Consider the following 22726-nt stretch of genomic DNA (forward strand, 5'->3'; position numbering starts at 1 on the left):
CACGAGGGACCGCCCATGCGTGAGGACGCCATCCGGCCGCGACCCGTCATCGACCCCGCCCTGCCCGACCGCCAGCGCCGGGAGGCCTCCCCGGGGGTGCGGCCTCCGGGACCCCCGCCCAGAGGCGGCGGGGGGCCCGCCGAGGCCCGCCCGCCGAGGCTGTCCGACAGCGGCGTCCACCTGCTCGGCGTCGGGTTCACCACGACCCTGGCCCTGATCACCGCGGGCTGGTACCTGGGCATGGTGATCGCCAGCGTCAGCCTCGTCGCCTACGTCGCGGCCCTGGCCTTCCGGCGGGACGCCCACCCCGCCGTGCGGGCCGCGGGCTCCGCGGCGGGGGCGGGCACACTGGTCACCGCACCGGCCTGGCTGCTGGACGTCGTGCCCCAGGACCCCTCCCCGGGCATCCCGTGGGTGGTGTTCGGGGTGCTCGTCGCCGTGGTCACCGCCGACACCCTCACCTCGCGGGTGCGCCGGACCGACCGGGAGCGGCACCGGCAGCGCGTGGTGCTGCCCGACGACGTCAGCGAGGGCGACCACGCCCTGCTGGTGGAGGTGCAGCGCACGATCGACCTGGTGCGCGGGGCCCGGACCGAACTCGGCGGGGAGTCCCTGGACACCGACCGGGCGCTGACCGTCCTGCACGAGCAGGAGTGGCGCATCGCCTCGCTCCTGGCCCGGCAGCGCGAACTGCGCCGCTCCCACCAGCGCCGCTGGCAGCGGGCGGTCTCACCCCGCGTCAGGGAGGCGCTCAAGCCCCAGCGCGAGCACCTGCACGCCGTCGAGGAGGCCGTGCGCGCCCGGGTCGCCCAGATCACCGAGTACGGACGCCTGGTCGAGCAGGCCGTCGCGGCCCACCGGGAGTGGGAGCAGTGCCAGGAGGCGGTGGACTCGACCGCCGAGTACACCGAACACCTGGCCGCGGCGGGCTTCCTCGGCACCCGGGCCGCGGACGTCGCCGAACTCGCCGCCACCGCCGCCCTCGCCCGGCAGGTCCGCGACGAGCGCGTCAGCCGCCTGGCCGGACACGACCTGGTCGCCCACGGGTGAGCCCCCCGCGGTCACCGCGTCCGGGGGAGCGCGGCCGGGCCCCCGGACGCCGCGGCACCGGCTGTGACCAGCATCGCGGTAGTTGTCCGGATGCGGACAGTGGCGACTTCGGCAATCGTCCCCAAACACCTCCGGCTTCTGACACATTGGGCGAATGAGTGAAGTCAGGGAGAGCGTCCACCCCCTCACCTCCGCCAAGGAGACGGTGGCGGTCGGGGTCGCCTCGGGCCGGGACGGGTTCGTCGAACTCCTCCGGGACGCCCGCCGGAGCCTGCTCGACACGCTGGAGGACGGCGACCCCGGCGGGCGGGAGGTCCGCGAGGCCTCCGCCCGGCTCCACGACCACGTGGACCGGGCCCTGGCCGAACACGTCCAGCGCCAGCGCCGCTGGCCCGCCCGCACCGACGGCGAGCGCCTCACGCGCGCCTTCCGCGCCCTGGACGAGTCCGGCGTCATCGCCCGCGAGGAGTTCACCTGCTGCGAGCGCTGCGCCAGGACCGCCCTGGAGGGCGAACTCGCCGCCCGCAACTCCCGACCCGCCGACACCCCGGCGCGCGGGTACGCGTTCTACCACGACCAGGACGCCGCGCACGCGGTCGCGGGGTCCTCGCTCACCATCGGCTTCGGGGCCAGCCACCCGATCCGCCGCGCGGCCGTGGGGGAGGAGGTCGCCGAGGCCCTGCGCGCCCACGGGCTCACGGTCGAGTGGGACGGAGACCCCGACCGCAAGCTCCACGTCGGCATGGACTGGAACCGCCGCCGCTTCGGCCGGGGGGCCGCCTTCCCCGGGCCCGCCGTGGACGGCGAGCCCATGGTCCACGTGTCCTTCAACAACCCGGGGCCCTACGAGGTCCCGGAGTGGGTCTCCCACTACCAGGGCCGCGTGAGCGTCCGCGAGCTGTCCCGGATGGTCCTGCCCTGGCTGCCGCGCTTCTTCGTCGCCACGCTGAGCAGCGACCGGGGCCACACCATCGCCCTCGAACGCGACTTCGACCTCCTGCGCGTCCGGCACGGACCGGCGCTGTCCCGCGAGCGCGTGGAGGAACCCCTCAGCCGCTGGGTGGTGGGCGCCGTCTGGCCGCGCGAGGAGGCCCGCTCCGCCCACACCGGGCTGGTGGAGGTCCACTACGCGGACGCCGCCGAGGAGGGCCTCGGCTTCATGGACTACGCCGAACCCCTGGAGACGGCCGCCGCGCGCCTGGTCGTCCACCAACTCACCCCGAGCAAGGGCACGTTCGCGGTGTTCACCGCCCCGAGCGGCGCCGTCGTGCAGATGGTGTGGGAGAGCGGTCCCCGGCTGTGGATGGAGAGCCCCTCGCCCGCCGAGGCCGTGTCGCGGGGCCGCTACGTCACCCTCTCCGAGGCGGAGGAGACGGTGCGCGTCCTGGCGGAGGAGGGGCGCGTCGCACTGGCGGAGCTGGGAGAGCTGAAGCTCACCCACTGGTGAGCGGTCCGGGGCGGGCGGGGGACCGGTCGGCCTCCCGCCCGCGGCCGGTTCCCGTGGGGGCGTGGGTCTTCCGTTCGCCCGGGTTCCGCGCGCGGGGTGTCGGTGTCCCGCGTGGAGAGGGGCCGAGGGGGCGGCTCAACGCCGACGCCGTGCTCCCCCGCCCGGTGTTCCGCGGCGTCGACCCGTGTTCACCGCTACGCCCTCAGGCGTCGCCGTTCCCCGGTTCACGCGTTCGCGCGAACCCCAGCGCGGCCAGACCGAAGACGAGTCCGCCGACCAGGAACCAGGGGTTCCACAGCAGCAGCGTCCACATCCGCTGTTCCGGGCTGACGGTGATCTCCCGGCCCGCGGGGTCGGCCAGCAGCATCACCTCGACGGTGACGGCGCGCAGCAGCAGCACGGCGCAGACGCACCAGCCGAGGGTCCGGACCACCCGTCCCGCCGGGCCCGGGGGACGCGGCCTGGCGAGGAGCCAGCCCAGCGCGCCGCCGACGAGGCACAGCAGCCCCACACCCCACAGGCCCACCGCCACGAACCACCCCGGGCGTTCCGCGGCCACGGGGCCCGCCGAGACGTCCAGGCCCCAGTTGCCGCCCAGCGCCCAGTAGAGGTGGAGCACGGCGAAGGCGACCGCCCAGGCGCACGCGACGCGCCCCCACAGCCCCGACGCCGCCCTGTCCCCCCTGTCCCGCGGATCTTCGTGCATAGCGAGCAGCATGCCACCGCCCCGGCGCCCACCGTGCCGTGAAGACCGGTGCGCCCGGCCCCGGGTCCCCGCGGAGGGGCGCCCGGGACGGGGTCAGCGAAAGTCCGCGCCGAACCCGAAGTAGGCCCGCGCCCTCGCCGGGACCAGCAGCAGGCCCGCGACCGCCAGGTTCAGCAGCAGCACGAGCACGTAGACCGGCAGCTGTTCGGGGGCGTAGACCACCACCGTGAACATGTTGAGCACCAGGACCACCGCCGCGACCATCTGCAGGAGCACGACGCCCCCGTAGACCAGACGCGACCGGGTCATCAGGGCGGGCGCCGCCACCGTCGACAGCAGGCCCCAGACGTAGAGCTGGGCCATGGAGGCCCCGTTCACCTCCAGGGACCCGCTGGTGGACTCCACGGTGAACAGCACCGCGAGGACCAGCAGGTAGAGCCCGTTGAGCACCAGCATCACGGCCGCGGTGACCACGGTCGCGGGCATGCCCGTCCGGGGGCGCTCCCACGGCATCCGGGCGCCGGTGGCCGGGCCGCCGTGCCCGGGGAACATCCCCGGGTGCCCCGGGCCGCCGACCGGCTGGCCGGGCAGCGGGCCCCGCCCCGTCGGCGTGCCCGCGGAGGGGAAGGGGAGGGAGAACTGGCCGGTCGCCCCGGGGGGCGGCTGCGGCGCGGGCTGGTGGCCAGCGGTGTGCGGCGCCTGCGCGTAGGCCCCGGGACCCGTGCCCGGGCCGTGCGCCGCCGTGCCGCCGGGGAGGTTCGGACCGGTCTGTCCGCCCGGGAAACCGGGACCGCGGGGGCCGGGGGGGAACGCCGGGTTGTGGGGCCCGCTCGCGAATCCGGGGCCGTTGGGGCCGCTCTGGGGGCCGCCGGGACCGTGGGGGGTGTGGGGCCCGCTCGGGAACGCCGGTCCGCCCTGAGGAGCGCCGGGGCTGTTCGTGCCGCCCGCGAACGCCGGGTCGTGCGGGCCGCTCGGGGCCGCGTGCCACGGGGGGTGGGGGCCGGTGCCGGGAGCGCCCTGCCCCGGACCCGCCTGACCGGGGGTTCCCGGACCCGCGACGGGGAACGGCGGTCGGTAACCCCCGGAAGGGCCGGTGGGCACGGCGCCGCCCGGCGTGCTCTGTGCTCCGGTGCCGGGCGCCCTCCACGAACCGCCGTCCGCGTCCTGGGGGCCGGTGAGGGGCACGGGCTGGCCACCGGTGCCGGGGGAGTCCTGCGCCCCGGTGCCGACGCCGCCGTCGCCCCCCTGCGCCTGCTTCTCCCGCTCCAGGAGGGCCAGCGCCTCGTCGGGGCTGGGCCGCGCCGACGCGTCCCGGGCCAGCAGCGCCGCGATCAGCGCCCGCAGCGGCGCGCTCGCGGGGCTGTGCTCCGCGTCGTCCAACGACAGCCGCGGAGGCATCGGCGCGGTCAGCACCGCGCTGATGATCCCCGTGATGCTCTCCCGTTTGAAGGGCGAGCGGCCCTCCAGGAGCGCGTACAGGGTGACGCCCAGGCTCCACAGGTCCGACGCGGGCAGCGCGCGCTTGCCCTCGAACCGCTCCGGCGCCATGTACTCGGGCGAACCGATGTACACGCCGGTCTGGGTGAGGGCGGCGCCGCCGTCGACGTTCGCGATCCCGAAGTCGGTCAGCACGGTCCGGTCGTCGTCGGTGAGCATGATGTTGGCGGGCTTGACGTCGCGGTGGGTGACCCCGCCCGCATGCACCGCCTTCAGGCCGCCGAGCAGCGACCTGGCGGCCTCCTCGACCCGCTCCACCGGCATCGGACCGTGGTGGTCCAGCTGGTACTGGAGGGACTTGCCGCTGAGCAGTTCCATCACGATCCACGGGCTGTCCTCGTGTTCGAGGACGTCGTGGACCGTCACCACCGCCGTGTTGCTGATCCGCGCGGTGGCCTGGGCCTCGCGCAGCGTGCGGGCGTGCGCCTCGGCGCGGGCCTCGGGGTCCATGCCCTGGGGGAGGAGGACCTCCTTGATGGCCACGTCACGCTGGAGGGAGGGGTCCCAGGCGCGCCACACGGTGCCCATCCCGCCGGCGCCGAGCCTCTCCCGCAGCTCGTAGCGGCCGACGGAGGAGTGACCGGAGGCGGACATAGGCGCGCATCCCTTCAGGGGGTCGGAAGAGGGGTGACGATGCGCAGGACAATCTATCCGAGAAAAGCCCTACAGCAGCACTTTGTGACACTCGTCCATGTTTCCTGAACCATTCTCCCTCGATTGCGGACAGTTCCCCACACCCCTGCGGGAGGGTGGCCGGTAGCGGTCATCCGCGCGGCACGGCGCGGAGGACAGGACCCGTTGTTCCGCGTGCTCGTGGAATGTCATTCCGTGACCGCCGAGGCGGTCCCCTCGGCCTCTCCCGGCTCCGCCTCCCGGATGTGTTCCGACAGCCGCGCCATGTCGATGTCGGTGAACTCCATGGTCGAAGCACCCTGCGAGTCGTTGGGCAGGTCCGTCATGAGCGTGGCCCTGACCCCGTCGGCGATCACCAGGGGAAGCCGGCGACGTCGCGTATGAGCTCGGCCCGGGCCCGTCGGTCCTCCTCCTCGACCGTCGTCCACGCCACGCCCGCGATCGGCGGCGACGCCGTGACAGCCAGGGAGAGCGCGAGCGGGAGGGCGAGGGGCTGCCGGGGAGGGAAGGGGCTGTTGATCCGGAAGGGAACAGGGCGACGCCGTTGTGGACCTAGGTCAGGTTTCGGTCCTGCGGCAATGCGGACTCGGGGTTCCACCGAAGGCAGTTCTGGTACCGGGCGTCAGTCCGATTGATGTCACGGTGTCCGCTTTTGATGGCGAAACTGAGTGTGACGCCCCTCATAGTGCGGAGGTGGCTAGGAAATTGTGGCCTTGTGGTTTCTGGGTGTTTCGGAAGACCATTCACGCCCACTACCTGCACAAACGTTGACAGAGGTCGTCTTTGTCCTCCAGGGTCTGACCGCATCGGGGGAGAGAAGGGGAAAACCCGACGCGTTGCGCCGGTTCCCCGACCCGGTGATGGCGCACCATAGAGGATGGGGTAGAGACATGCGGGGGCCTTGCGGTCGTGCACGGCCGCGTGCGGTGCGCACGCGTGTACGGGCGCGTCGACGGGGCCCCGGTGTCTGCGAACATCGCCTTCGGCCGAACCACGACGCAGGAGCCAGCAGATGACGCATCAGCACGTCCGACGGCGGGGATGGCGACGCCTCCTGATGACGTTCCTCATGCTGACCGGTCTCGTCGTGCTGCCCCTCAGCGGGGCCCAGGCGAACCCGCTGTGCCCGGGCGAGCCCGCGCCGCTGCCGGAGTCGGCGGGAAGCGGTTCGGACGGCCTGCTCGTGCCACCGCAGTCGCAGTCCTCCATCGAGGGCTCCACGGACGGTCTGCCGCCCGACGCCAGCATGTACGGCCAGTACGGCACCGCCGGGCAGCAGTGGCACATGATCACCGAGTCCTGCGTCGACGGGATCAGCAACGGCGCGCAGGCGACCCTGGCCAACACGGCCTGGGACCTGTCCAAGACCATCAACCAGTCGACGATCACGGTGTACCAGGCCGCGACATCCGACGGCCTCCTCGCCAGCTTCAACGAACTCGTCGAGAACGTGGTCGTCACGCTGAGGGAGGGCATCTGGCGCCCGCTGATCCCCACGGTCGTCATCCTCGGGGCCCTGTGGCTGGGCTGGTACGGGCTCATCCGGAAGAGGATGACGCTCACGATCGAGTCCAGCATCTGGATGGTCGCGGCGACGGCCCTGGGGCTGTGGATCCTCGTCAACCCGTCCCAGATCATGGGTATGGCCAGTGGCCTGGTGAACTCCGGCAGTCAACTGGTGACGAGCACGATCGGGCAGGTGCCCTACGGAGGCGGATCGGGGACCTGCCCACCGGGGGCCGAGGCTCCGGAACGGGCGGACTGGGAGTCCGAGGCCGACTTCCAGGTCAGGCGCAACGCGGACATGTTGTGGTCCAGCCTTGTGTGTCAGCCTTGGGTTGCCGGACAGTTCGGCAACGGAGACATCGCAGAGATCGCTGCGCAGGAGCACGCGACGGACCTGATCGCGGCCCAGGGAATCAACCGTATAGAGCAGCAGCAGGTCGCGGACGGCGAGGCCGACGCTACAACCCTCGTTGAAGAGAAGCAGCAGTCCTACGAGGAAATTGCTTCAAGTGTCGAGTCGTCGTTTCCCAGCGTCTACCCTCTCTTCGCGGGCGATGACCAGGGAAGCCGTCTGGGAGTGGCCACGCTCGCGCTTTTCGCCTCGGTCTTCGCCGGGGGGCTGATCCTCGCGGGATCCGTGGCGCTCATCGTGCTGAAGATCGCCTTCCTCCTGCTCTTCCTCCTCGCTCCCGTGTTCCTGCTCATCGGGATCCACCCGGGCTACGGACGCATGGTCCTGCTGCGCTGGGTCGAGCTGATGATCGGTTTCCTGCTCAAACAGATCTTCGTCGTACTCCTGATCTCGCTCCTGGTCATGTGCTACGGCATGGTCATGTCCACCAGCCTCGGCTGGGGCCTGCAGATGATCCTGCTGGCGCTCTTCACCGTGGCCCTCTTCGTCTACCGCAAGCCCTTCGCGTACCTGTTCTCCTCGGTCAACGCGAACACCTTCACCTCGCGCATCGTCAGTGACGCCGCGCAGAGCCAGGCGCTCAGCCGGAGCGCTGTCGTGCTGCCGCCGGTCGCCAACCTCAAGGCGCAGGCCTGGGGGCTGCGCCGGGGGCCGCAGATCGCCGGAGCGGCCGCGGGGGTCCCCGCGGGCGGGGGAGGGGTCCCGAACGGCGGTGTGGACACCGGGGTCGGCGACGAGGTCCCGGCCGACGGCGGTCCGGTCCGCGCGGACGGAGCGCGGGCACGCGGCACCGCCGGGTACGGCAGGGTCCGCGACAACGCGGCCCCGCCGCTCAACGTCACCAGGAGCGCTCCGTCCGGCGGCGGTGGCGGCACCCGGCCCGCCGGGTCCGCGCGCAGCGGTGACCAGGCGCCGAGCCTCTCCGGCGGTAGCGCGGCCTCCGGGGCCATCCCGCCCCGACCCAGCGGCGGCTACACCGGCACCGGCGACAGCGGCTGGGCCTCCGTGTTCGGCACCGGCTCGGAAGGCCGTGGCGGCTCCGAGCGCCGGGACGGCGGTGGAAGCAGCGGCGGCGGTTCGGTGTTCGGCGGGGGCGCCCCCGCGGCCGGGAGCGGACGCGCCGCGAGGCCCGAGCGGCCCGAACCCAGTACCGGCCAGGGCATCTTCGGCGGACGCGCGGACACCCCGGCCCGGGGCAACCCGAACGCCCGCGCATCGCGCTGGGGCTCACCGAGGGAGCGGCGCGAACGCCCCGCCCCCCAGCGTCCCGCCCGTCCCGCGCCCTCCGGCGAGAGCCGGGGCCGGGGCGATGGCGACGGCGGTTGGCTGACCGGTTCCGGCCAGCGCGGGGACAACGCGCCCATCACCCCCTTCTGGGGGGAGAGCGGTTCTTCCACGACGAGGGACCGCAAGCGGGACGTGCCCTTCTGGTTGAACGACGACTGACGAACAAAGGCCCGAAGCGATGCCCAACCCTCTCCCCGAACGCGCCCAGCGGGCTGTCTTCATCGGACTGATCGTCGTGCTGGTCGTCTTCGGGCTCTACCTGAGCCTCGGAGGCTTCGGGGGCGCCGGGGAGGACGATCCCTCCGCGGCCTCCCCGGGACCCGAAACCGCACAGGAGGAGCCGCCGGGCGGACCCGGCGGCCCGGACGGGCTGTCCACCGTCGAGCCGAGCCCGATCCCGACCACCGCCGCCGAGGACGTGGACGTCCTCGACTGGTTCCCCTTCACGGAGGCGGAACTCCAGGCGGCCGGCGCGGCGGCCCGGGCCTTCGCCGAGGCCTACGGAACCATCGACTACACCCAGTCCCCCGAGTCCTACTACGCCTCGATGGAGGAGCTGGCCACCCCCGAGTTCGCCGGGGTGCTGGCCGAGACCAGCAGGGTCGGCGCCTTCTGGAGCGAGATGTCCGAGGTCGAGGCGGTCGCCGAGGGGCGTGCCCGGGTCGACTCGGTACGGACCTTCGGCGCCGACTCGGTCACCTTCGTCGTGACGGCGCAGTCCATCACCGAGACGGGGAGCGCCGAGTTCGACGAGGACCTCGGCGAGTTCGCCGTCACCGTCGTGCGCAGCGGCGGCTCCTGGAGGGTCTTCGACTTCCAGCCCGCCGACGCCGGGCAGTTCGGAGGGGAGGAGTGACCCCGTGATCTCCCTTTTCGCCCGCAGGCCCTCTGACAGGGGTGCGGCGGGCCTGTGGTTCGGCGCCGCCGTCGCCGTCACGGCCGCCCTGATGACCATGTTCGCGATGCTGGTGATCCCCGCGATCACCAACACCACCCAGCAGATCGGCTCCATGATGGCGAACGGCCTGGTCTGCGGGCCGGACACGGACGCCGAGCAGCCGGACGCGAGCGGCTACGCCATGAACTCCATTCCGGAGAACTACCTGCGGATCTACATGGAGGTCGGGGAGGACCGCGGGATCCCGTGGAACATCCTCGCGGGTGTCGGCCAGGTCGAGTCCCACCACGGGCGCTGGGAGGGCCCGGGGATCACCGAGGGGCACAACGACTGGGGTGCGGCCGGGCCGATGCAGTTCGGTTCCCTGGACGGCTCCGCGGCGGGCAACAGCTGGGGCGGCGAGCCCGTGCAGCCGGTGGACGAGCGCCCCGAGCAGGGGTACGGCGTCGACGGGAACGACGACGGGATCGTCAGCGTCTACGACCCCGCCGACGCGATCCCGGCCGCGGCCGACTACCTCATCGCCCACGGCCTGAAGGAGGACGTCCGGCAGGCCATCTACGGCTACAACCACGCCTGGTGGTACGTGGACGACGTGCTGGAGTGGGCGCGGCAGTACGCGGAGGGGGAGTACGACACCTCGGGTTCCATCGAGACCGCGGTCGCCTGCCAGCTGGACGCGCAGGGCGCCCCGATCGGGAGCGCCCCGGACGAACTGACCCAGGCCGTGGTCGACTGGGCCCTGGCCCAGCGCGGCAAGCCCTACATCTGGGGCGGCGTCGGCCCGAACGGGTTCGACTGCTCCGGTCTGATGCAGAAGGCCTACGAGAGCATCGGCGTCACCATTCCGCGGATCTCCCAGGACCAGTGGGGTTTCGGCCCCGAGGTCTCCCAGGGGGAGGAGCAGCCTGGCGACCTGGTGTTCTTCCATGTGAGCCGGGCAGGGGAGCCGCCCGGTCCGGGACACGTGGGCATGGTGATCGGTGACGGGCTGATGGTCGAGGCCTGGTGCACCAACTGCGGACCGATCGCGGTGCGCGAGTACGATGACCCCAATCGTGCGGACATCATGGGTTTCACGCGTCCGCTGGAGCACCCGGACGTGCAGGCCCAGTTGGAGGCGCAGGACAGTCGTGGTTGACCAGAAGGCACCGTCCAGCAAGCAGGGGCTGCACGGGTGGAAGGCCGCCGCGGCGGTTTTCGGGTGCGGAACCCTGGCTGCCTTCGGGATCTTCGGAGTCCTCGTGGGCCTGGCCAGCCTCTTCTTCAACTTCACTTCCGACGGTATCGGAACGGAGCCCGACACCTCTGCAGGAAATCCGGCCGAGCAGATCGGTGAGCCCAGGTCCTCTTTGGCTGAAGAGGAGATGAACGTCTGCCAGGAAAACCTGGATCACCTTTCCTCCATCAACACCACCCGCCAAGACGGTGGGGAGGACTACGTTGACACCGCTACCAGTGGAAACCCAGAGATCGAGGGTGCGGAGAGAGTAGTCCGTGACGAGTGCGTCTGGAAGATTATCCCGAGTTCGAATTCGGCCCCTTGGGATTTCAGGTTCTCCTATGAGGCGGTTATTGATGCCCAAGAAGGGGAGAACGTCGAGGAGATCGCTTCATCCAGGTACGAGGAGTTGCGATCAGAAATCTCCGAAGAGTTGGCCGAGGTGGAATCCGAGGGAGAGGCTGGTTTCGGAGACAAGTCCTATGCGGTCTACGGAACCGGAGAACAGGGGCAGTCGGTGTACATAGCTCTCATCCAGACGAAGAGCGCTGTGTACCGAATCCGTTTCGACGAGCAGGCGGATACTTCGGTCGGAACGATATCGGAGAACGAGTTCGTGAACGAGGCGAGGAAGATCGCGAGCTTCCTTGGGCACGGGTTCGAGTACTGGATCCCGGAGTGAGGCGGCAGGGCGTAACCCATCGTCCTTCCCACGTCGACGGCACCTGGACCGCCGTGGGCATCCACGGTTCTGGACCGGTCAGGCGACTCCGGCCATGAAGTGGTGGCGGCACAGGGTCGCGTACGACTCGTTGCCGCCGATGTGCACCTGCTCGCCCTCGTAGATCATGACCCCGTCCACCACGCGCGCGTTGTGGGTGGCGCGGCCGCCGCACCAACAGCGCGCGGACACCGGCAGGACCTCGATCTTGTCGGCGAGTTCCACCAGGCGCTTCGAGCCGGGGAACAGCTGCCCCTGGAAGTCGGTGAGGATCCCATAGCAGTACACGTCGATCCGCATCCCGTCCACCACGCCCGCGAGCTGTCCCACCTGCTTGTAGGACAGGAACTGGGCCTCGTCGCAGATGACGTAGGGGGCCTTGCGGTCGGCGATGTCGTCGTACAGGTCCAGGTCGTCGCCCACCTCCACGGCGGGGGACTCCAGGCCCAGCCGGGACGAGATGATGCCCGCTCCGGCGCGGTCCTGCTTCGTGTACAGCACTCCCTCGCCGCCGCGTGAGTGGTGCTCCTGGAGGGCCATCGTGCTCTTGCCCGAGTTCATCGAACCTGTGAAGTACTTCAGCTCCGCCATGTCTCTTCCTGTGTCGCGGGCGCTGGCGCTGTCGACGGCTCGGGCTCGTCACCGTGTCGGGCTTCCTGCCGTGGCCAGCAGTGAACATACCAGTGACGTGCGGGACCTCCCGAACCACCGCCCGCCTCCCTGTACACCCCCGTTCGCCGCTTCCTCCTCCTCGCGGCCCCTCTCGTCCTCCTTGTCGGGGAGGGCCCTCCCGCCCGGGCGGGAGGGCCCCGCCGGACGCGGTGTTTTCGGTCTCACCGCCTTCGGACATTGATTGGACCGGAAGTCGGGGTGTGGGACGCGGCACCTGCCATTTTCCGTTCCGGTGCCCTCTGGGCGGCCGTCGGAACCGTGAGGGTGCGCCTTCTGTGAAGTGTGGGCACGGGGTGAGGCGGCGCCTGCCGGTGTGAGCGTGAAGCTGTACACACCTGGCCAAAGACAGGAGCGCCGCGCAGGAGTTGAGTCCGCTTCGATATATTTGGTGCTCCATGTCCGAATAGCTCGGAAGTGGAATTGACGAGGGGGAAGTGGCATTGCGGCGTGCTCAGGTCACCAGGCTTGTGGAGAGTCAGTGGTTCTCCAACATCATGCTCGCGGTGATTCTGGCCAATGCCGTGATTTTGGGTTGGATGACTTATGGGGGTTCCGCCCTTCCGTATCTTGTGGTCATCGAGTACGTCGTCGTCGGCGTGTTCGTCGTCGAGATGATCCTCAAGATCCACGCCTGGCGGGGGCGGTTCTTCCGGAGCGCCTGGAACTGGTTCGACTTCCTGGTGGTGCTGGTCTCGGTGATCCCGGCCACCGGTCCGTTCGCCGTGCTCCGCATCCTGCGGGTGCTGCGGATCCTGCGGGTGATCACCGCCGTCCCGCAGATGCGGCAGATCATCACCGCGCTGTTCAAGGCCATGCCGGGGGTGGGAACGGTGATCGGCCTGCTCCTGGTGGTCATCTACACCTCGGCGATCATCGCCCACCAGCTGTTCGGCGAGGCCGTGCCGGTGTTCTTCGGCAACCTCGGCACGTCGCTGTACACGATGTTCCTGCTGATGACGACGGAGGGCTGGCCGGACGTCTCGGACGCGGTGCTGGCGGAGCATCCGACGGCCTGGGTCTTCTTCGTGTGCTACATCGTGCTGACGGCGTTCATCATGCTGAACCTGGTCATCGCGGTGATCGTCACGTCCCTGGAGCAGGAGATCAGCGAGGTCCGCTGGGCCGAGGACCAGCAGTTGGAGGAGGTCCAGCACGAGGCGGTCATGGCCCGCCTGGTGGAACTCGGGCAGCAGGTCGAGCGCCTGGACCGCATGCTGCGCGAGCGGGACGCGGATCCCGGCACCGACGGCCTTCCGGGGAACGTCCAGGCGGATCGGGCGACCCAGACAGCCCAGGCCGTCCGGACGGTCCAGCCCGGTGAACCGGCCGAGTCCGTCCGGCGCGGGAACGGGGACGCGGCGCAGCCGCCGCCCTCATCCCTGTAGCCGAACACCCGCGGGCCCGGAGGAGGGCTGCCGGGTGTCCGCGGGCCCGTGTCACGCCCCGCGGACCAGAGACGGCGAAGAGGGCGGGGGGAGGGCGTGGGCGCTCGCAGCTTCCGGCCGCGAACGGCGTCGGGGCGGGTGGTCCGCCCGGAGGCGGGGAACGAGCGTTCCTCCGGCCCTGCCCTCCGGGTACAGCGGTTTCCCCGACTCGGCGGCCCCCGGGCCTCCACGCTCCGCGAGGCTGCCGGACCCCCGTCTGTCATCCCGAACTGTTAGGCATGGGGGGCAGTACTCCACCCCCCTGAAGTCCGAGAAGAGAGTCCTCATGTCCGACCTCACCGAGTTCGCGGGTCTGCCCGTGGTCGAGTTCCCCGCCAGCGGCACGTGGGAGGAGCGGCTCGAACGTATCCGGGAACGGGGCGGCGACCCGCGCGACCCCGCCTCCAGGGCCTGGCGGCTGCGGACCAGCGAGCACCTGCGCCGGATCCCCGAGGACAAGGGCGCCGACTACCTGGCCCGGTTCCTGTCCGAGGTGGACACCGAGCAGTTGACGGCACTCGTCATCGGTGAATGGGGTTACGCCTCCGACGGGGGTCTGTACCAGGCCGCGGACCTGCTGGTCGAGCACGCCGACGCGCTGCCGAACCTGCGCTCGGTCTTCTTCGGTGACATCACCTTCGACGAGTGCGAGCTGTCCTGGATCTCCCAACCCGACCTGGCGCCGCTCGTGGCGGCCTTCCCCCGGTTGGAGGAGCTGACCGTGAGGGGCGCCGACGGCATGGAGGGGCAGCTCGGGCTGCACGTCCCCTCGCACGAGGCGCTGCGCTCCCTCACCCTGGAGAGCGGGGGCCTGCCGGGCAGGGTCGTGCGCGAGGTGGCGTCCTCGGGGCTGCCCGCGCTGGAGCACCTGGAGCTGTGGCTGGGGATGGAGGAGTACGGCGGCAGCACCTCCCCGCAGGACCTGGCGCCGGTGCTCTCGGGTGAGGCGTTCCCCCGGCTGAGGTACCTGGGCGTGCGCAACGCCGAACACTGGACCGCGTGGGTTCCGGTGCTGGCCGGGGCACCCGTCGTCAAGCGCCTGGAGGTGCTCGACCTGTCCCTGGGCGTCCTGACGGACCAGGGCGCCCGGGAACTCGTCGACCGGGCCGAGGCCTTCTTCGGACTGCGCAAGCTCGACCTGCACCACCACTTCCTCAGCGAGGGGATGGTGGAGCGGGTGCGGGCCGCGTTCGCCGGAACCGGGGTCGAGCTCGACCTCGACGTCGGGAGGGACGGGGAGGACTGGGAGGACGACGAGGACGAGGAGCCCTACTACTACACCGCGGCCTCCGAGTGACCGGGCCGCGCGCCCGGAGGGGACGGCCCGACCGGGGAGGAACCGGCCCGGTGGAGGCAGCGGGGGCCGTGCGTCATCGCCCGTCGCCGTGTGTACCCGGAGGGCGGGTTGGGCAGTGGGATCCCGGCAGCGGAAAGACACGACACCGAGGAGGTTGTCATGGCTGAGCCCGAGAGCCCGCTCAAGGACAAGAACTACAACCTGGTCTGGGCCGTCCACCAGTCGCTGGAGAACGTCTGGCGCCTGGAGGGCTACATCAAGGACGCCGAGAAACAGGGCGACGACGAACTCGCCCAGTGGTTCCGCCGGATCCAGGAGAACAACCAGAAGGCCGGCGAGCAGGGCAAGAAGATGCTCGTCGAGCGCATCAAGAAGGAGAACGGCTGAGGCACCGCGAAAGCGGCTCCGGCAGCCGAGGCGGTTGACTCCGCCCCTTTCCTGACCCTGGTGCTGAAAGGCGCCCCCGGTTCCGACCGGGGGCGCCTTCCTGGGTTCCAGGGCCCCGGGCTCTGTGCGCGGCGAGGCGGTGGTGGGTGCTTGGCCGCTCCCGGCCACACCGTACGGCTGTCCTGCCCTGGCTCGGTGTCCCCGCCGCACGATAGGAACGGGCGGGACGAACCCCTCGAAACCCCTGGGAAGGCTGTTGTCCATGAGCGACGGGCCGCACGACGACCGCCGGACCTCCGGGAGGCGGAAGGAGACCAGGGCGGAGATGGCCTACTTCCACGTGGGCGGGCGCCGCAAGGACCTGAGCGGACGCACCTGGTCGGAGTACCCCGTCCTGCCCCTGCCCCCGCACGAGGCGGACACCGGCGAACACCCCGGACTCCGCGGGAGGAGGTTCGCCGAGGTCCCCGAATCCGGCTGGCACGCCCTGGTCGCCTGGGCGGTCGGCCCCGAGCACGCCGTCCGGTGCCCGGAGCGGCGCCCGCCCTCCCCGGTGCACGTGACCTGCGAGAGCCGCGGCAGGCGCGTCCAGCGGTGGGAGGAGAGGACACGCACCGACCGGGCGGACGCCGACCGTGGCATCGACGACTTCCTGACGGAGGCCGGGGCCCCGCGCCAGCCGTGCGGGTACCGCTGGTTCGCCGAGCTGCCCGAGGGGATCCGCGACGGCGACCACCTCTTCGGTTCGTTCTCCTCCCACCTGGCGTCGGTGGGCTCGAACGAGCAGGACCCGCCGGGGATGCGCCGGTCCATGAGGAACCTGGCCCGGCGCCTGTACGGGGACGCCGACCGGTCCGCGCTCACCGACTCGCCCGGCGGCTGCTGAGGGGTGTTCGGGGGCGGCCCCGCGCGGCGGAGCGGAACACGGGACGGCGGGGTGCGAGAGGTCGGGCGGTACCCGCACGGTGCGGCGGCGCGAGGGGCGGCGCGGGCGGGGTGAGCGGAAGCCGCCCCAGGTGGCGGCTCCGGGCGTGCCAGGCTGTCCCCGGGGGCTGCTAGGCATGGGGGACCACCTCCACCTCCCCGGAAAGAGAGCCCCCATGGCCGATCTCACCGAGTTCGCGGGCCTGCCCGTGGTCGAGTTCCCCGCCGAGGGCACGCGGGAGGAGCGGCTCGAACAGGTCCGAAGGCGCGGAGGCGATCCGCGCGACCCCGCGCCCGTGGCCTGGCGGCTGCGGACCAGCGGAAGCGACGGCAGGCGTCCGGAGGACGACTACGACCGGTACTTCTCCCTCTTCATGTCCGAGGTGGACACCGAGCGCGTGACGGCGCTGGTCCTCGGTGACTGGGTCAGCCCCGACCAGTGCGGTCCCGAGGAGGCCGTGGAGCTGCTGGCCGAGCACGCCGACGCGCTGCCGAACCTGCGCTCGGTCTTCGTCGGCGACATCACCGCCGACGAGTGCGAGCTCTCCTGGATCAACCAGGGGGACATGGCGCCGCTGCTGGCCGCCTTCCCCCGCCTGGAGCGGCTGGCCACGCGGGGCGCCGACGGCATTCGGGGCGGGGGCGGCCTCAGCCTGCACGTGCCCTCCCACACCGGCCTGCGCTCCCTCACCCTGGAGAGCGGCGGCCTGCCGGGCCGGGTCGTGCGCGAGGTGGCGTCCTCCGGGCTGCCCGCGCTGGAGCACCTGGAGCTGTGGCTGGGTGTGGAGGACTACGGCCGCGACGTCTCGCCCCGGGACCTGGAGCCCGTGCTCTCGGGCGGGGCGTTCCCCGGTCTGCGGTACCTGGGCGTGCGCAACGCCGAGGACGTGGACGCGTGGATCCCGGTGCTGGCCGACGCGCCCGTGGTCGGTCGCCTGGAGGTCCTGGACCTGTCGTTGGGCATCCTCACCGACCGGGGAGCCCGGGCGCTCGTCGAACGGGCCGACGCCTTCGCCGGTCTGCGCAGGCTGGATCTGCACCACCACTACCTGGACCAGGAGGCGGTGGAGCGCGTGGGCGCCGCGTTCGCCGGGAGCGGGGTCGAGGTCGACCTGTCCGACCCGCGGGAGCCCGAGGACTACGGAGACGGCGAAATGGAGTACTACACCGCGGCGGCGGAGTAACCGGGACTCCCAGGGGCCGACCGACCGGCCGGACCGGGCGGGACGGGGGCGGGACCACGCCGCCTCACGCGGTGACGGACTCCACGAGGTCGCGGCGCTCACCGGGCTCCTCGGGGCGCAGCGCCCGGGACACCCCGAGCAGGTCGGCGGGCGTGCCCGGCTCCGGGATCAGGATCGCCACCGTGCCGTCGTCGAGGTGCGTGCGCAGCTCACTCGGGTGGCCGTCGGCGTGGTGCACGGCCACCGCCTCCCCCAGGTCCCGGCACCACGTGCCGGGGAAACCGCAGCCCGCGTCCAACCCGGCGTCGGCCGAACGCGCGCCGTCCCACGTCAGCACGTGCAACGGCGCCCCGTTCCCGTCGCGGTAGGTCAGGCGCAGACCGTCCTCCACCTCGTGCACCTGGGCCAGCGTCCAGCCCGGGTGGTCCAGCACCGCGATGGTCCGCTCGAAGGACATGATCTGCGCGCGCGAACGCTCGTCGGCCGCCCGCGCGAGCACCGCGTCCCCCACGGCGGGCAGCGCCACGAGCAGGGCGGCGATCACCGCCACGGCGGGCAGAACCCCCGGCCGCCAGCGGTCGGAGGGCCGGTCCACCAGCATCGACGCGCCCATGCCCAGCGTCGCGACGGTCCCGGTCAGGAAGGCGGTGTTGGCGGCCGTCCCCCAGGGCAGCGGCATGACCTCCGGGGCCAGGAACGCGACGACCACGGGCGTGACCATGGCGGTGGCCGTCAGGAGCGCGGCCGACGCGAAGGGGTGGTGCACGCCGGACCTGTCCAGCCACTGGGACGCCAGCCAGAACATGAGCAGGACGACCCCGGCGACCACCGGCGCGAGCAGCAGCGCCCCCTGGCCCGCGCCGCTCATCGTCAGGGCGCGGGCGGTGTCCCAGACCCCCACGGGGAACAGGGACATCAGCGGAGCCCCCACCAGGCACAGTGCGAGGGTCGCGCCGACCGCGGCGACCCGAGGCCGACCCGATGGTGCTCGTGACCGCACACCGTCCAAGGCCGCATCATCCTCCTGGCGGAAATGACACGTTACGCCTGTTGTGACTTGGGGGCCAGATGTGCAAGGTGGGATTTCGGGTTGACCCTGACGCCTCCAGAGACGGCGGCGGACCAAGAACCGGTGATCCGTTCCCCTCGCGGCGGTGAACGGCCGTCCCGGCCGCTTCCCCCGCCGCCGCGCCCTACTCGCCCAGCTGGCGGCGGAACGGCCTGCGCGCGGCGTTGAACTGCGCCCAGGACGGGTCGAGCTGGCTGCGCAGCTTGACCTCCCCCTCGGACCAGTCCGTCAGCACGGCCTCGAACTCGGGCAGCACGCCCGAGTCCGGGTCCAGGTAGTAGCGGTAGTCGCGCCTGCCGCCCACGGTCTGGCGCATGAACAGCGCGCCGTTGTCCCCCAGCACACCCGAGATCCGGGCCTCCAGGTCGTCCAGCGCCGAGGCGGAGGCGCCGGTGGGCAGCTTGTCCTCGTCCGTGTGCGTGTACGGCACGATCACCTGCACGAACAGGGTGAACGCCGGGAAGTCGCGGCGGGTCAGCGGGTGGCGGAGCAGGATCTCCACCGCGCCCTGGAGGGGGACGCGCCCGTGCAGCGTCGCCCAACCGCCCGACCCGCCGAGCATGTCCGCCATCTGCCGCACCACGGCGGGCATCGACGTGGGCGGCAGCGGGTCCAGCGGCGGCTCGTCGAGCGGCGCCGTCTCACCGATCCACCGCACCCGGTCGTCCTCGCCCAGCGCCAGCAGGGTGACGTGCTCGGCCACGGCGGCGCGCGTGCTCTCGGGCAGGAACATGTTGTCGGGGTGGTACACGCCCACCTCGACCTTGCCGGTCGCGTGGTCGACCCGCATGGACACCGACACGTGCGACAGGTCGAGCTCGTGGTCGTCCAGGTTGACGGTGGAGGACAGCTGGTCGTGGTCGGCGGGCCGCACCGGCCGGAACAGCCACCGGGAGTCCTCGGGAGCCGAGCGCGCCCAGCGCTCGGACAGGATGCGCGCCTCCTCCGAGCCGCCGGGGCGCAGTGTCAGGGCGTAGGCGGGGCCGTCGGTCAGCCGGGAGGGGTCGTCCAGGGCGGCCAGCTGCTCCAGGAGCTTGCCCGGGTCGACGTCGGTCGACAGGTCGAGGTCCTCCAGGCCGCCGCTCGGCTTCGGGGCGCGGCCCACCTCCCACTCCATGTCCGGGTGGATGGAGCGGACCAGCGCGGTGACGCGCTCGGACACCTCGGCGGGCACGGGCTGGTCCGACTCGACCGCGCTCGCCAGGGCCTCGCGTTCGGCGGGCCAGGCGTCCCAGAAGGCGGTGACTGAGGAGGTGGAGTCGGCGGAGCGGCGACGACGGAACAGAGCCATGCCCCGATTTTCGCAGAAGCGGACGACCACACTCGCCGTCGCGTCCGGAGCCGCCCGGCGGACGGTTCGCCCGACCGTGGCCGCGGCCTGGTTCCCCCGCCGGGCGCCGCCGTTGACCCCCGGTCGGAGGTCCCCGTCCCCCAGGCGGGGGTTCCGTCCCCGCCGCTAGCGCATACCCTGGACCCACTATGACTTTGCGTGTACTCGCCGCCATGTCGGGCGGGGTCGACTCCGCGGTCGCCGCGGCCCGTGTGGCCGAGGCGGGCCACGACGTCACCGGTGTCCACCTGGCGCTCTCCAAGAACCCGCAGTCCTACCGCACGGGCGCTCGCGGCTGCTGCACCGTGGAGGACTCCCACGACGCGCGGCGGGCCGCCGACGTCATCGGCATCCCCTTCTACGTGTGGGACATGTCGGAGGAGTTCGACCGCGAGGTCGTGCAGGACTTCGTGGCCGAGTACGAGGCGGGCAACACCCCCAACCCCTGCCTGCGCTGCAACGAGAAGATCAAGTTCGAGGCGGTGCTGGACCGGGCCGTCGCCCTGGGCTTCGACGCCGTGGCCACCGGACACCACGTCCGCAAGGTCGACGGGCGCCTGGTGCGCAGCGTGGACGCGGCCAAGGACCAGTCCTACGTGCTGGGCGTGCTCAACGCCGAGCAGCTGGAGCGCGCGGTGTTCCCGCTGGGGGACTGCACCAAGGACGAGGTGCGCGCGGAGGCCGAGCGGCGCGGCCTGTCGGTGGCGGACAAGCCCGACAGCCACGACATCTGCTTCATCGCCGACGGCGACACGGCGGGCTTCCTCAACCGGCGCATCGGCGAGCGGCCGGGGCCGATCCGGGACGAGGACGGCACGGTGGTGGGCACGCACAACGGCTCGCACACCTTCACCGTGGGCCAGCGCAAGGGCCTGGGCCTGGGCGGCGCCGCCCACCCGCGGTACGTGCTCTCCATCGAGCCGGTCGACAACTCCGTCACGGTGGGGCCGCGGGCGTCCCTGCGGGTGGACGCCATCACCGGCGTGCGCCCGGTGTGGAGCGGCAGCGAGCCCCTGACCGAGCCGACCGACTGCCACGTGCAGCTGCGCGCCCACGGCGAGGTCTACCCGGCGAGCGTGTGGCAGCGCGAGGGCGACGGCGGACCCGAGCTGGTCGTCCGGCTGGCCGAACCCGCGACCGGCGTGGCCACCGGGCAGGCCGTGGTGGTCTACCAGGGCGACACGGTGCTGGGGTCGGCCACGATCTCCGCCACCTCCAGAACCGGGGCCGCGGTCTGAGGGAGGCCGGTGCCGCGCTCCGGGCGGGCGCGGGGACGTGCCATCCGGGGGCGCGGCGGCGGAGTGGGCTGTCCCACCTGGTTCGTCGCCCGCGATCCCTTGCCGAACTTAGGTAAGGCATAGCATAGTTGCGGGGCGAGGTGAGGGGGCCTGCCCATGCCGGAGTTCGATTTCCTCGACGGCCAGCCGTTCTGGATCGTCTACTTCACGCTGCTCGGCGTGGTCCTGTGCCGTGCCCAGGCCACGTACTGGATCGGCCGGGGCCTGGGCGCCGGGGTGACCCGCAGCCGTATGGGCGCCAGACTCGGCCCCCGTCTGGACGCCGCCCGGCGGCGCATCGACCGCTACGGCGCGCCCGTGGTCACCCTGAGCTTTTGCACCGTCGGCGTGCAGACCGCCGTCAACCTCGCCGCGGGCGCGATGCGCATGCGCTTCCCGCGCTACCTCGCCGCGATGTTCGTCGGCTCGCTGATCTGGGCGGGCCTGTGGGGCGTGGTCATCGGCGGCTTGGTGGGCACCTGGTTCTCCCTGTTCCTGGACTCGCCGTGGGCGGCCCTGGGCGTGGCCGCGCTGGCCGCGGCGGTCGTGGCCGTGATGGTGCTGCGCGCCCGCCGCTCCCGCGCCGCCGAAGAGGCCTCCGAGGAGCCCGAGGACGCCGCCGACGCCCACCGCGCCTCCGCGGGTCGGCCCGGCGCGCCCCGACGGTAGCGCCTGACAGGGGCGCGTTGCCCTAACCTTGGGCGATGTGAGCGAACAGCACCCCTACCCCTGGCCCGCGGCGTCCTCCACCGGGGTCGGGTCCTGGCCGGGCGAGGACCCCGACGAGGCGATGCGCACGGTCCTCGGCGAACTCCCCGACCTGCCGCACTTGCCCGAGCTGCCCGCGCGCGGCGTCGGCGCCGACATGGTCGGCCGCACCTGCGGCCTCCTGGTGGAGTTCCCCGTACAGGTCCAGCCCAGCGGCTGGCGGGTCGCCGACAGCCCCGGACGCGACCTGGGCCGCGCGGCCAGCCTCATGTCCTACGACCTCGACGCCCTCACCGAGCACGCGCACGACTTCACCGGCACCCTCAAGGTGCAGGTCGCCGGGCCGTGGACCCTGGCCGCGTCGGTCGAACTGCGCAACGGCCAGCGCCTGGTCTCCGACCCCGGGGCCTGCCGCGACCTGGCCGAGTCCCACCTGGAGGGCGTCCTGGCGCACCTGGGCGAGGTCCGCAGGAGGGTCCCCGGCGCCCGGCTCCTCGTCCAGGTCGACGAACCCTCCCTGCCCGCCGTCCTGCTCGGCGCCCTGCCCACCGCCAGCGGCTACGGCCGCCTGCCCGCCGTCGACCGGGTGCGCGTCGAGGCCACCCTGCGCGTCCTCTTCGCCGTGATCGACGCCACCGGGGCCGTCCCCGCCGCGCACTGCTGCGCCCCCGGAGTCCCCGTCGACCTGCTGCGCCGCAGCGGCGCCCGCGCGCTGAGCCTCAACGCCCTCCTCCTCACCCGCGACCACGACGAGACGGTCGGCACGGCCGTGGAGGCGGGCACCGGGCTCCTGCTCGGCGTGGTCCCCTCCAGCGACGACGCCGAGCCCGCGCGGACCGCCCGAATGTCCGACCCCGCCGCTACTGTCGATCCTGTTCGCGAGTTGTGGAACCGGCTGGGATTCTCCCCCGACCTGCTCTCCCGCGCGGTGGTCACCACGCCCACGTGCGGGCTGGCGGGCGCCTCACCCGGCCACGCGAGGGCGGCCCTGAACGCCTCCCGAGCCGGTGCCCGGGTCCTGCGGGACGAACCCCGAAGGTAGCGCCCGCAGCAGGCGAGCACGAGAGCGAGAAAG

20 protein-coding genes are annotated in these 22726 nt (G+C 72.2%); 14 read left to right on the top strand and 6 right to left on the bottom strand.

Going from position 1 to position 22726, the window contains the following annotated elements; translation table 11 throughout:
• The first annotated feature begins 15 nt into the window (after positions 1-15).
• Both EV372_RS14900 and EV372_RS14905 read left to right on the top strand, forming a co-directional pair.
• A complete protein-coding gene (locus tag EV372_RS14900) occupies positions 16-1050 on the top strand; it encodes a hypothetical protein (protein ID WP_130396466.1) in 1035 nt (344 codons plus the stop codon).
• A gap of 154 nt (positions 1051-1204) precedes the next feature.
• A complete protein-coding gene (locus tag EV372_RS14905; protein ID WP_130396467.1) occupies positions 1205-2497 on the top strand; it encodes a DUF6891 domain-containing protein in 1293 nt (430 codons plus the stop codon).
• Between the two features lie 202 nt (positions 2498-2699).
• Here EV372_RS14905 and EV372_RS14910 read toward each other — a convergent pair whose 3' ends face one another.
• The 3 genes from EV372_RS14910 to EV372_RS29075 all read right to left on the bottom strand — a co-directional run bounded on the left by EV372_RS14910 (position 2700) and on the right by EV372_RS29075 (position 5689).
• Positions 2700-3203, bottom strand: coding sequence for a DUF3995 domain-containing protein (locus EV372_RS14910; protein ID WP_130396468.1), 504 nt, complete (start codon positions 3201-3203; stop codon positions 2700-2702).
• 93 nt (positions 3204-3296) lie between these two features.
• Complete coding sequence (locus tag EV372_RS14915) at positions 3297-5294, bottom strand: serine/threonine-protein kinase (protein ID WP_130396469.1); 1998 nt, start codon at positions 5292-5294, stop codon at positions 3297-3299.
• Positions 5295-5521: 227 nt separating this feature from the next.
• On the bottom strand, positions 5522-5689 hold the full coding sequence (locus EV372_RS29075; RefSeq protein ID WP_156095245.1) for a hypothetical protein: 168 nt from the start codon (positions 5687-5689) through the stop codon (positions 5522-5524).
• A 656-nt stretch (positions 5690-6345) separates the two neighbouring features.
• On the opposite strand from EV372_RS29075, the gene EV372_RS14920 reads away from it, so the two are divergent.
• From EV372_RS14920 to EV372_RS14935, 4 genes are read left to right on the top strand one after another with little or no spacing between them, the layout of a single operon-like run.
• Entirely contained in the window at positions 6346-8697 is a 2352-nt protein-coding gene (locus tag EV372_RS14920) for a type IV secretion system protein (RefSeq protein WP_130396470.1), read from the top strand.
• Positions 8698-8716: 19 nt separating this feature from the next.
• On the top strand, positions 8717-9394 hold the full coding sequence (locus EV372_RS14925) for a hypothetical protein (RefSeq protein WP_130396471.1): 678 nt from the start codon (positions 8717-8719) through the stop codon (positions 9392-9394).
• A 4-nt stretch (positions 9395-9398) separates the two neighbouring features.
• Positions 9399-10577, top strand: a complete 1179-nt coding sequence (locus EV372_RS14930; protein WP_130396472.1) for a bifunctional lysozyme/C40 family peptidase — start codon at positions 9399-9401, stop codon at positions 10575-10577.
• A complete protein-coding gene (locus EV372_RS14935) occupies positions 10570-11340 on the top strand; it encodes a hypothetical protein (protein WP_130396473.1) in 771 nt (256 codons plus the stop codon). The genes EV372_RS14930 and EV372_RS14935 overlap by 8 nt, the downstream gene beginning before the upstream one ends.
• A gap of 78 nt (positions 11341-11418) precedes the next feature.
• On the opposite strand, the gene EV372_RS14940 is transcribed toward EV372_RS14935, so the two are convergent.
• Positions 11419-11970: a thymidine kinase gene (locus EV372_RS14940; protein ID WP_013151206.1), complete on the bottom strand. Its 552-nt coding sequence runs from the start codon at positions 11968-11970 to the stop codon at positions 11419-11421.
• Between the two features lie 617 nt (positions 11971-12587).
• Between EV372_RS14940 and EV372_RS14945 the strand changes: the two genes are divergently transcribed.
• The 5 genes from EV372_RS14945 (at position 12588) to EV372_RS14965 (ending at position 17267) form a co-directional block, all read left to right on the top strand.
• The gene (locus EV372_RS14945) at positions 12588-13436 is read left to right on the top strand and encodes an ion transporter (protein ID WP_486483980.1); all 849 of its coding nucleotides are present in this window, start codon (positions 12588-12590) and stop codon (positions 13434-13436) included.
• Positions 13437-13761: 325 nt separating this feature from the next.
• Positions 13762-14772, top strand: a complete 1011-nt coding sequence (locus EV372_RS14950; protein WP_130396475.1) for an STM4015 family protein — start codon at positions 13762-13764, stop codon at positions 14770-14772.
• A 159-nt stretch (positions 14773-14931) separates the two neighbouring features.
• Positions 14932-15159: a hypothetical protein gene (locus EV372_RS14955; RefSeq protein WP_013151209.1), complete on the top strand. Its 228-nt coding sequence runs from the start codon at positions 14932-14934 to the stop codon at positions 15157-15159.
• A gap of 262 nt (positions 15160-15421) precedes the next feature.
• A complete protein-coding gene (locus EV372_RS14960) occupies positions 15422-16045 on the top strand; it encodes a DUF5956 family protein (protein ID WP_130396476.1) in 624 nt (207 codons plus the stop codon).
• Between the two features lie 214 nt (positions 16046-16259).
• Positions 16260-17267 (top strand): STM4015 family protein, encoded by a 1008-nt coding sequence (locus EV372_RS14965; RefSeq protein WP_130396477.1) that lies wholly within the window; start codon positions 16260-16262, stop codon positions 17265-17267.
• Positions 17268-17331: 64 nt separating this feature from the next.
• On the opposite strand, the gene EV372_RS14970 is transcribed toward EV372_RS14965, so the two are convergent.
• Positions 17332-18183, bottom strand: coding sequence for a hypothetical protein (locus EV372_RS14970; RefSeq protein ID WP_130396478.1), 852 nt, complete (start codon positions 18181-18183; stop codon positions 17332-17334).
• 277 nt (positions 18184-18460) lie between these two features.
• Positions 18461-19627, bottom strand: coding sequence for a DUF695 domain-containing protein (locus tag EV372_RS14975; RefSeq protein ID WP_130396479.1), 1167 nt, complete (start codon positions 19625-19627; stop codon positions 18461-18463).
• A gap of 188 nt (positions 19628-19815) precedes the next feature.
• On the opposite strand from EV372_RS14975, the gene mnmA reads away from it, so the two are divergent.
• The 3 genes from mnmA to EV372_RS14990 all read left to right on the top strand — a co-directional run bounded on the left by mnmA (position 19816) and on the right by EV372_RS14990 (position 22693).
• Positions 19816-20904 (top strand): tRNA 2-thiouridine(34) synthase MnmA, encoded by a 1089-nt coding sequence (gene mnmA / locus EV372_RS14980; protein ID WP_174547162.1) that lies wholly within the window; start codon positions 19816-19818, stop codon positions 20902-20904.
• A gap of 156 nt (positions 20905-21060) precedes the next feature.
• On the top strand, positions 21061-21612 hold the full coding sequence (locus tag EV372_RS14985) for a DedA family protein (RefSeq protein WP_130396480.1): 552 nt from the start codon (positions 21061-21063) through the stop codon (positions 21610-21612).
• Between the two features lie 37 nt (positions 21613-21649).
• The gene (locus EV372_RS14990) at positions 21650-22693 is read left to right on the top strand and encodes a methionine synthase (RefSeq protein WP_130396481.1); all 1044 of its coding nucleotides are present in this window, start codon (positions 21650-21652) and stop codon (positions 22691-22693) included.
• The last annotated feature ends 33 nt before the right edge of the window (positions 22694-22726 follow it).

The sequence above is a fragment of the Nocardiopsis sp. CNZ308 genome (assembly GCF_004217075.1).

Bases quoted from the DNA above. Each gene is read 5' to 3' on its own strand.
- EV372_RS14975 (WP_130396479.1), bottom strand. From the start codon at position 19,627: ATGGCTCTGTTCCGTCGTCGCCGCTCCGCCGACTCCACCTCCTCAGTC.
- EV372_RS14950 (WP_130396475.1), top strand. From the start codon at position 13,762: ATGTCCGACCTCACCGAGTTCGCGGGTCTGCCCGTGGTCGAGTTCCCC.
- EV372_RS14960 (WP_130396476.1), top strand. From the start codon at position 15,422: ATGAGCGACGGGCCGCACGACGACCGCCGGACCTCCGGGAGGCGGAAG.
- EV372_RS14985 (WP_130396480.1), top strand. From the start codon at position 21,061: ATGCCGGAGTTCGATTTCCTCGACGGCCAGCCGTTCTGGATCGTCTAC.
- EV372_RS14915 (WP_130396469.1), bottom strand. From the start codon at position 5,294: ATGTCCGCCTCCGGTCACTCCTCCGTCGGCCGCTACGAGCTGCGGGAG.
- EV372_RS14900 (WP_130396466.1), top strand. From the start codon at position 16: ATGCGTGAGGACGCCATCCGGCCGCGACCCGTCATCGACCCCGCCCTG.
- EV372_RS14940 (WP_013151206.1), bottom strand. From the start codon at position 11,970: ATGGCGGAGCTGAAGTACTTCACAGGTTCGATGAACTCGGGCAAGAGC.
- EV372_RS14965 (WP_130396477.1), top strand. From the start codon at position 16,260: ATGGCCGATCTCACCGAGTTCGCGGGCCTGCCCGTGGTCGAGTTCCCC.
- EV372_RS14920 (WP_130396470.1), top strand. From the start codon at position 6,346: ATGACGCATCAGCACGTCCGACGGCGGGGATGGCGACGCCTCCTGATG.
- EV372_RS14970 (WP_130396478.1), bottom strand. From the start codon at position 18,183: ATGTCCCTGTTCCCCGTGGGGGTCTGGGACACCGCCCGCGCCCTGACG.
- EV372_RS14910 (WP_130396468.1), bottom strand. From the start codon at position 3,203: ATGCACGAAGATCCGCGGGACAGGGGGGACAGGGCGGCGTCGGGGCTG.
- EV372_RS14945 (WP_486483980.1), top strand. From the start codon at position 12,588: ATGACTTATGGGGGTTCCGCCCTTCCGTATCTTGTGGTCATCGAGTAC.
- EV372_RS14925 (WP_130396471.1), top strand. From the start codon at position 8,717: ATGCCCAACCCTCTCCCCGAACGCGCCCAGCGGGCTGTCTTCATCGGA.
- EV372_RS14905 (WP_130396467.1), top strand. From the start codon at position 1,205: ATGAGTGAAGTCAGGGAGAGCGTCCACCCCCTCACCTCCGCCAAGGAG.
- EV372_RS14955 (WP_013151209.1), top strand. From the start codon at position 14,932: ATGGCTGAGCCCGAGAGCCCGCTCAAGGACAAGAACTACAACCTGGTC.
- mnmA (WP_174547162.1), top strand. From the start codon at position 19,816: ATGACTTTGCGTGTACTCGCCGCCATGTCGGGCGGGGTCGACTCCGCG.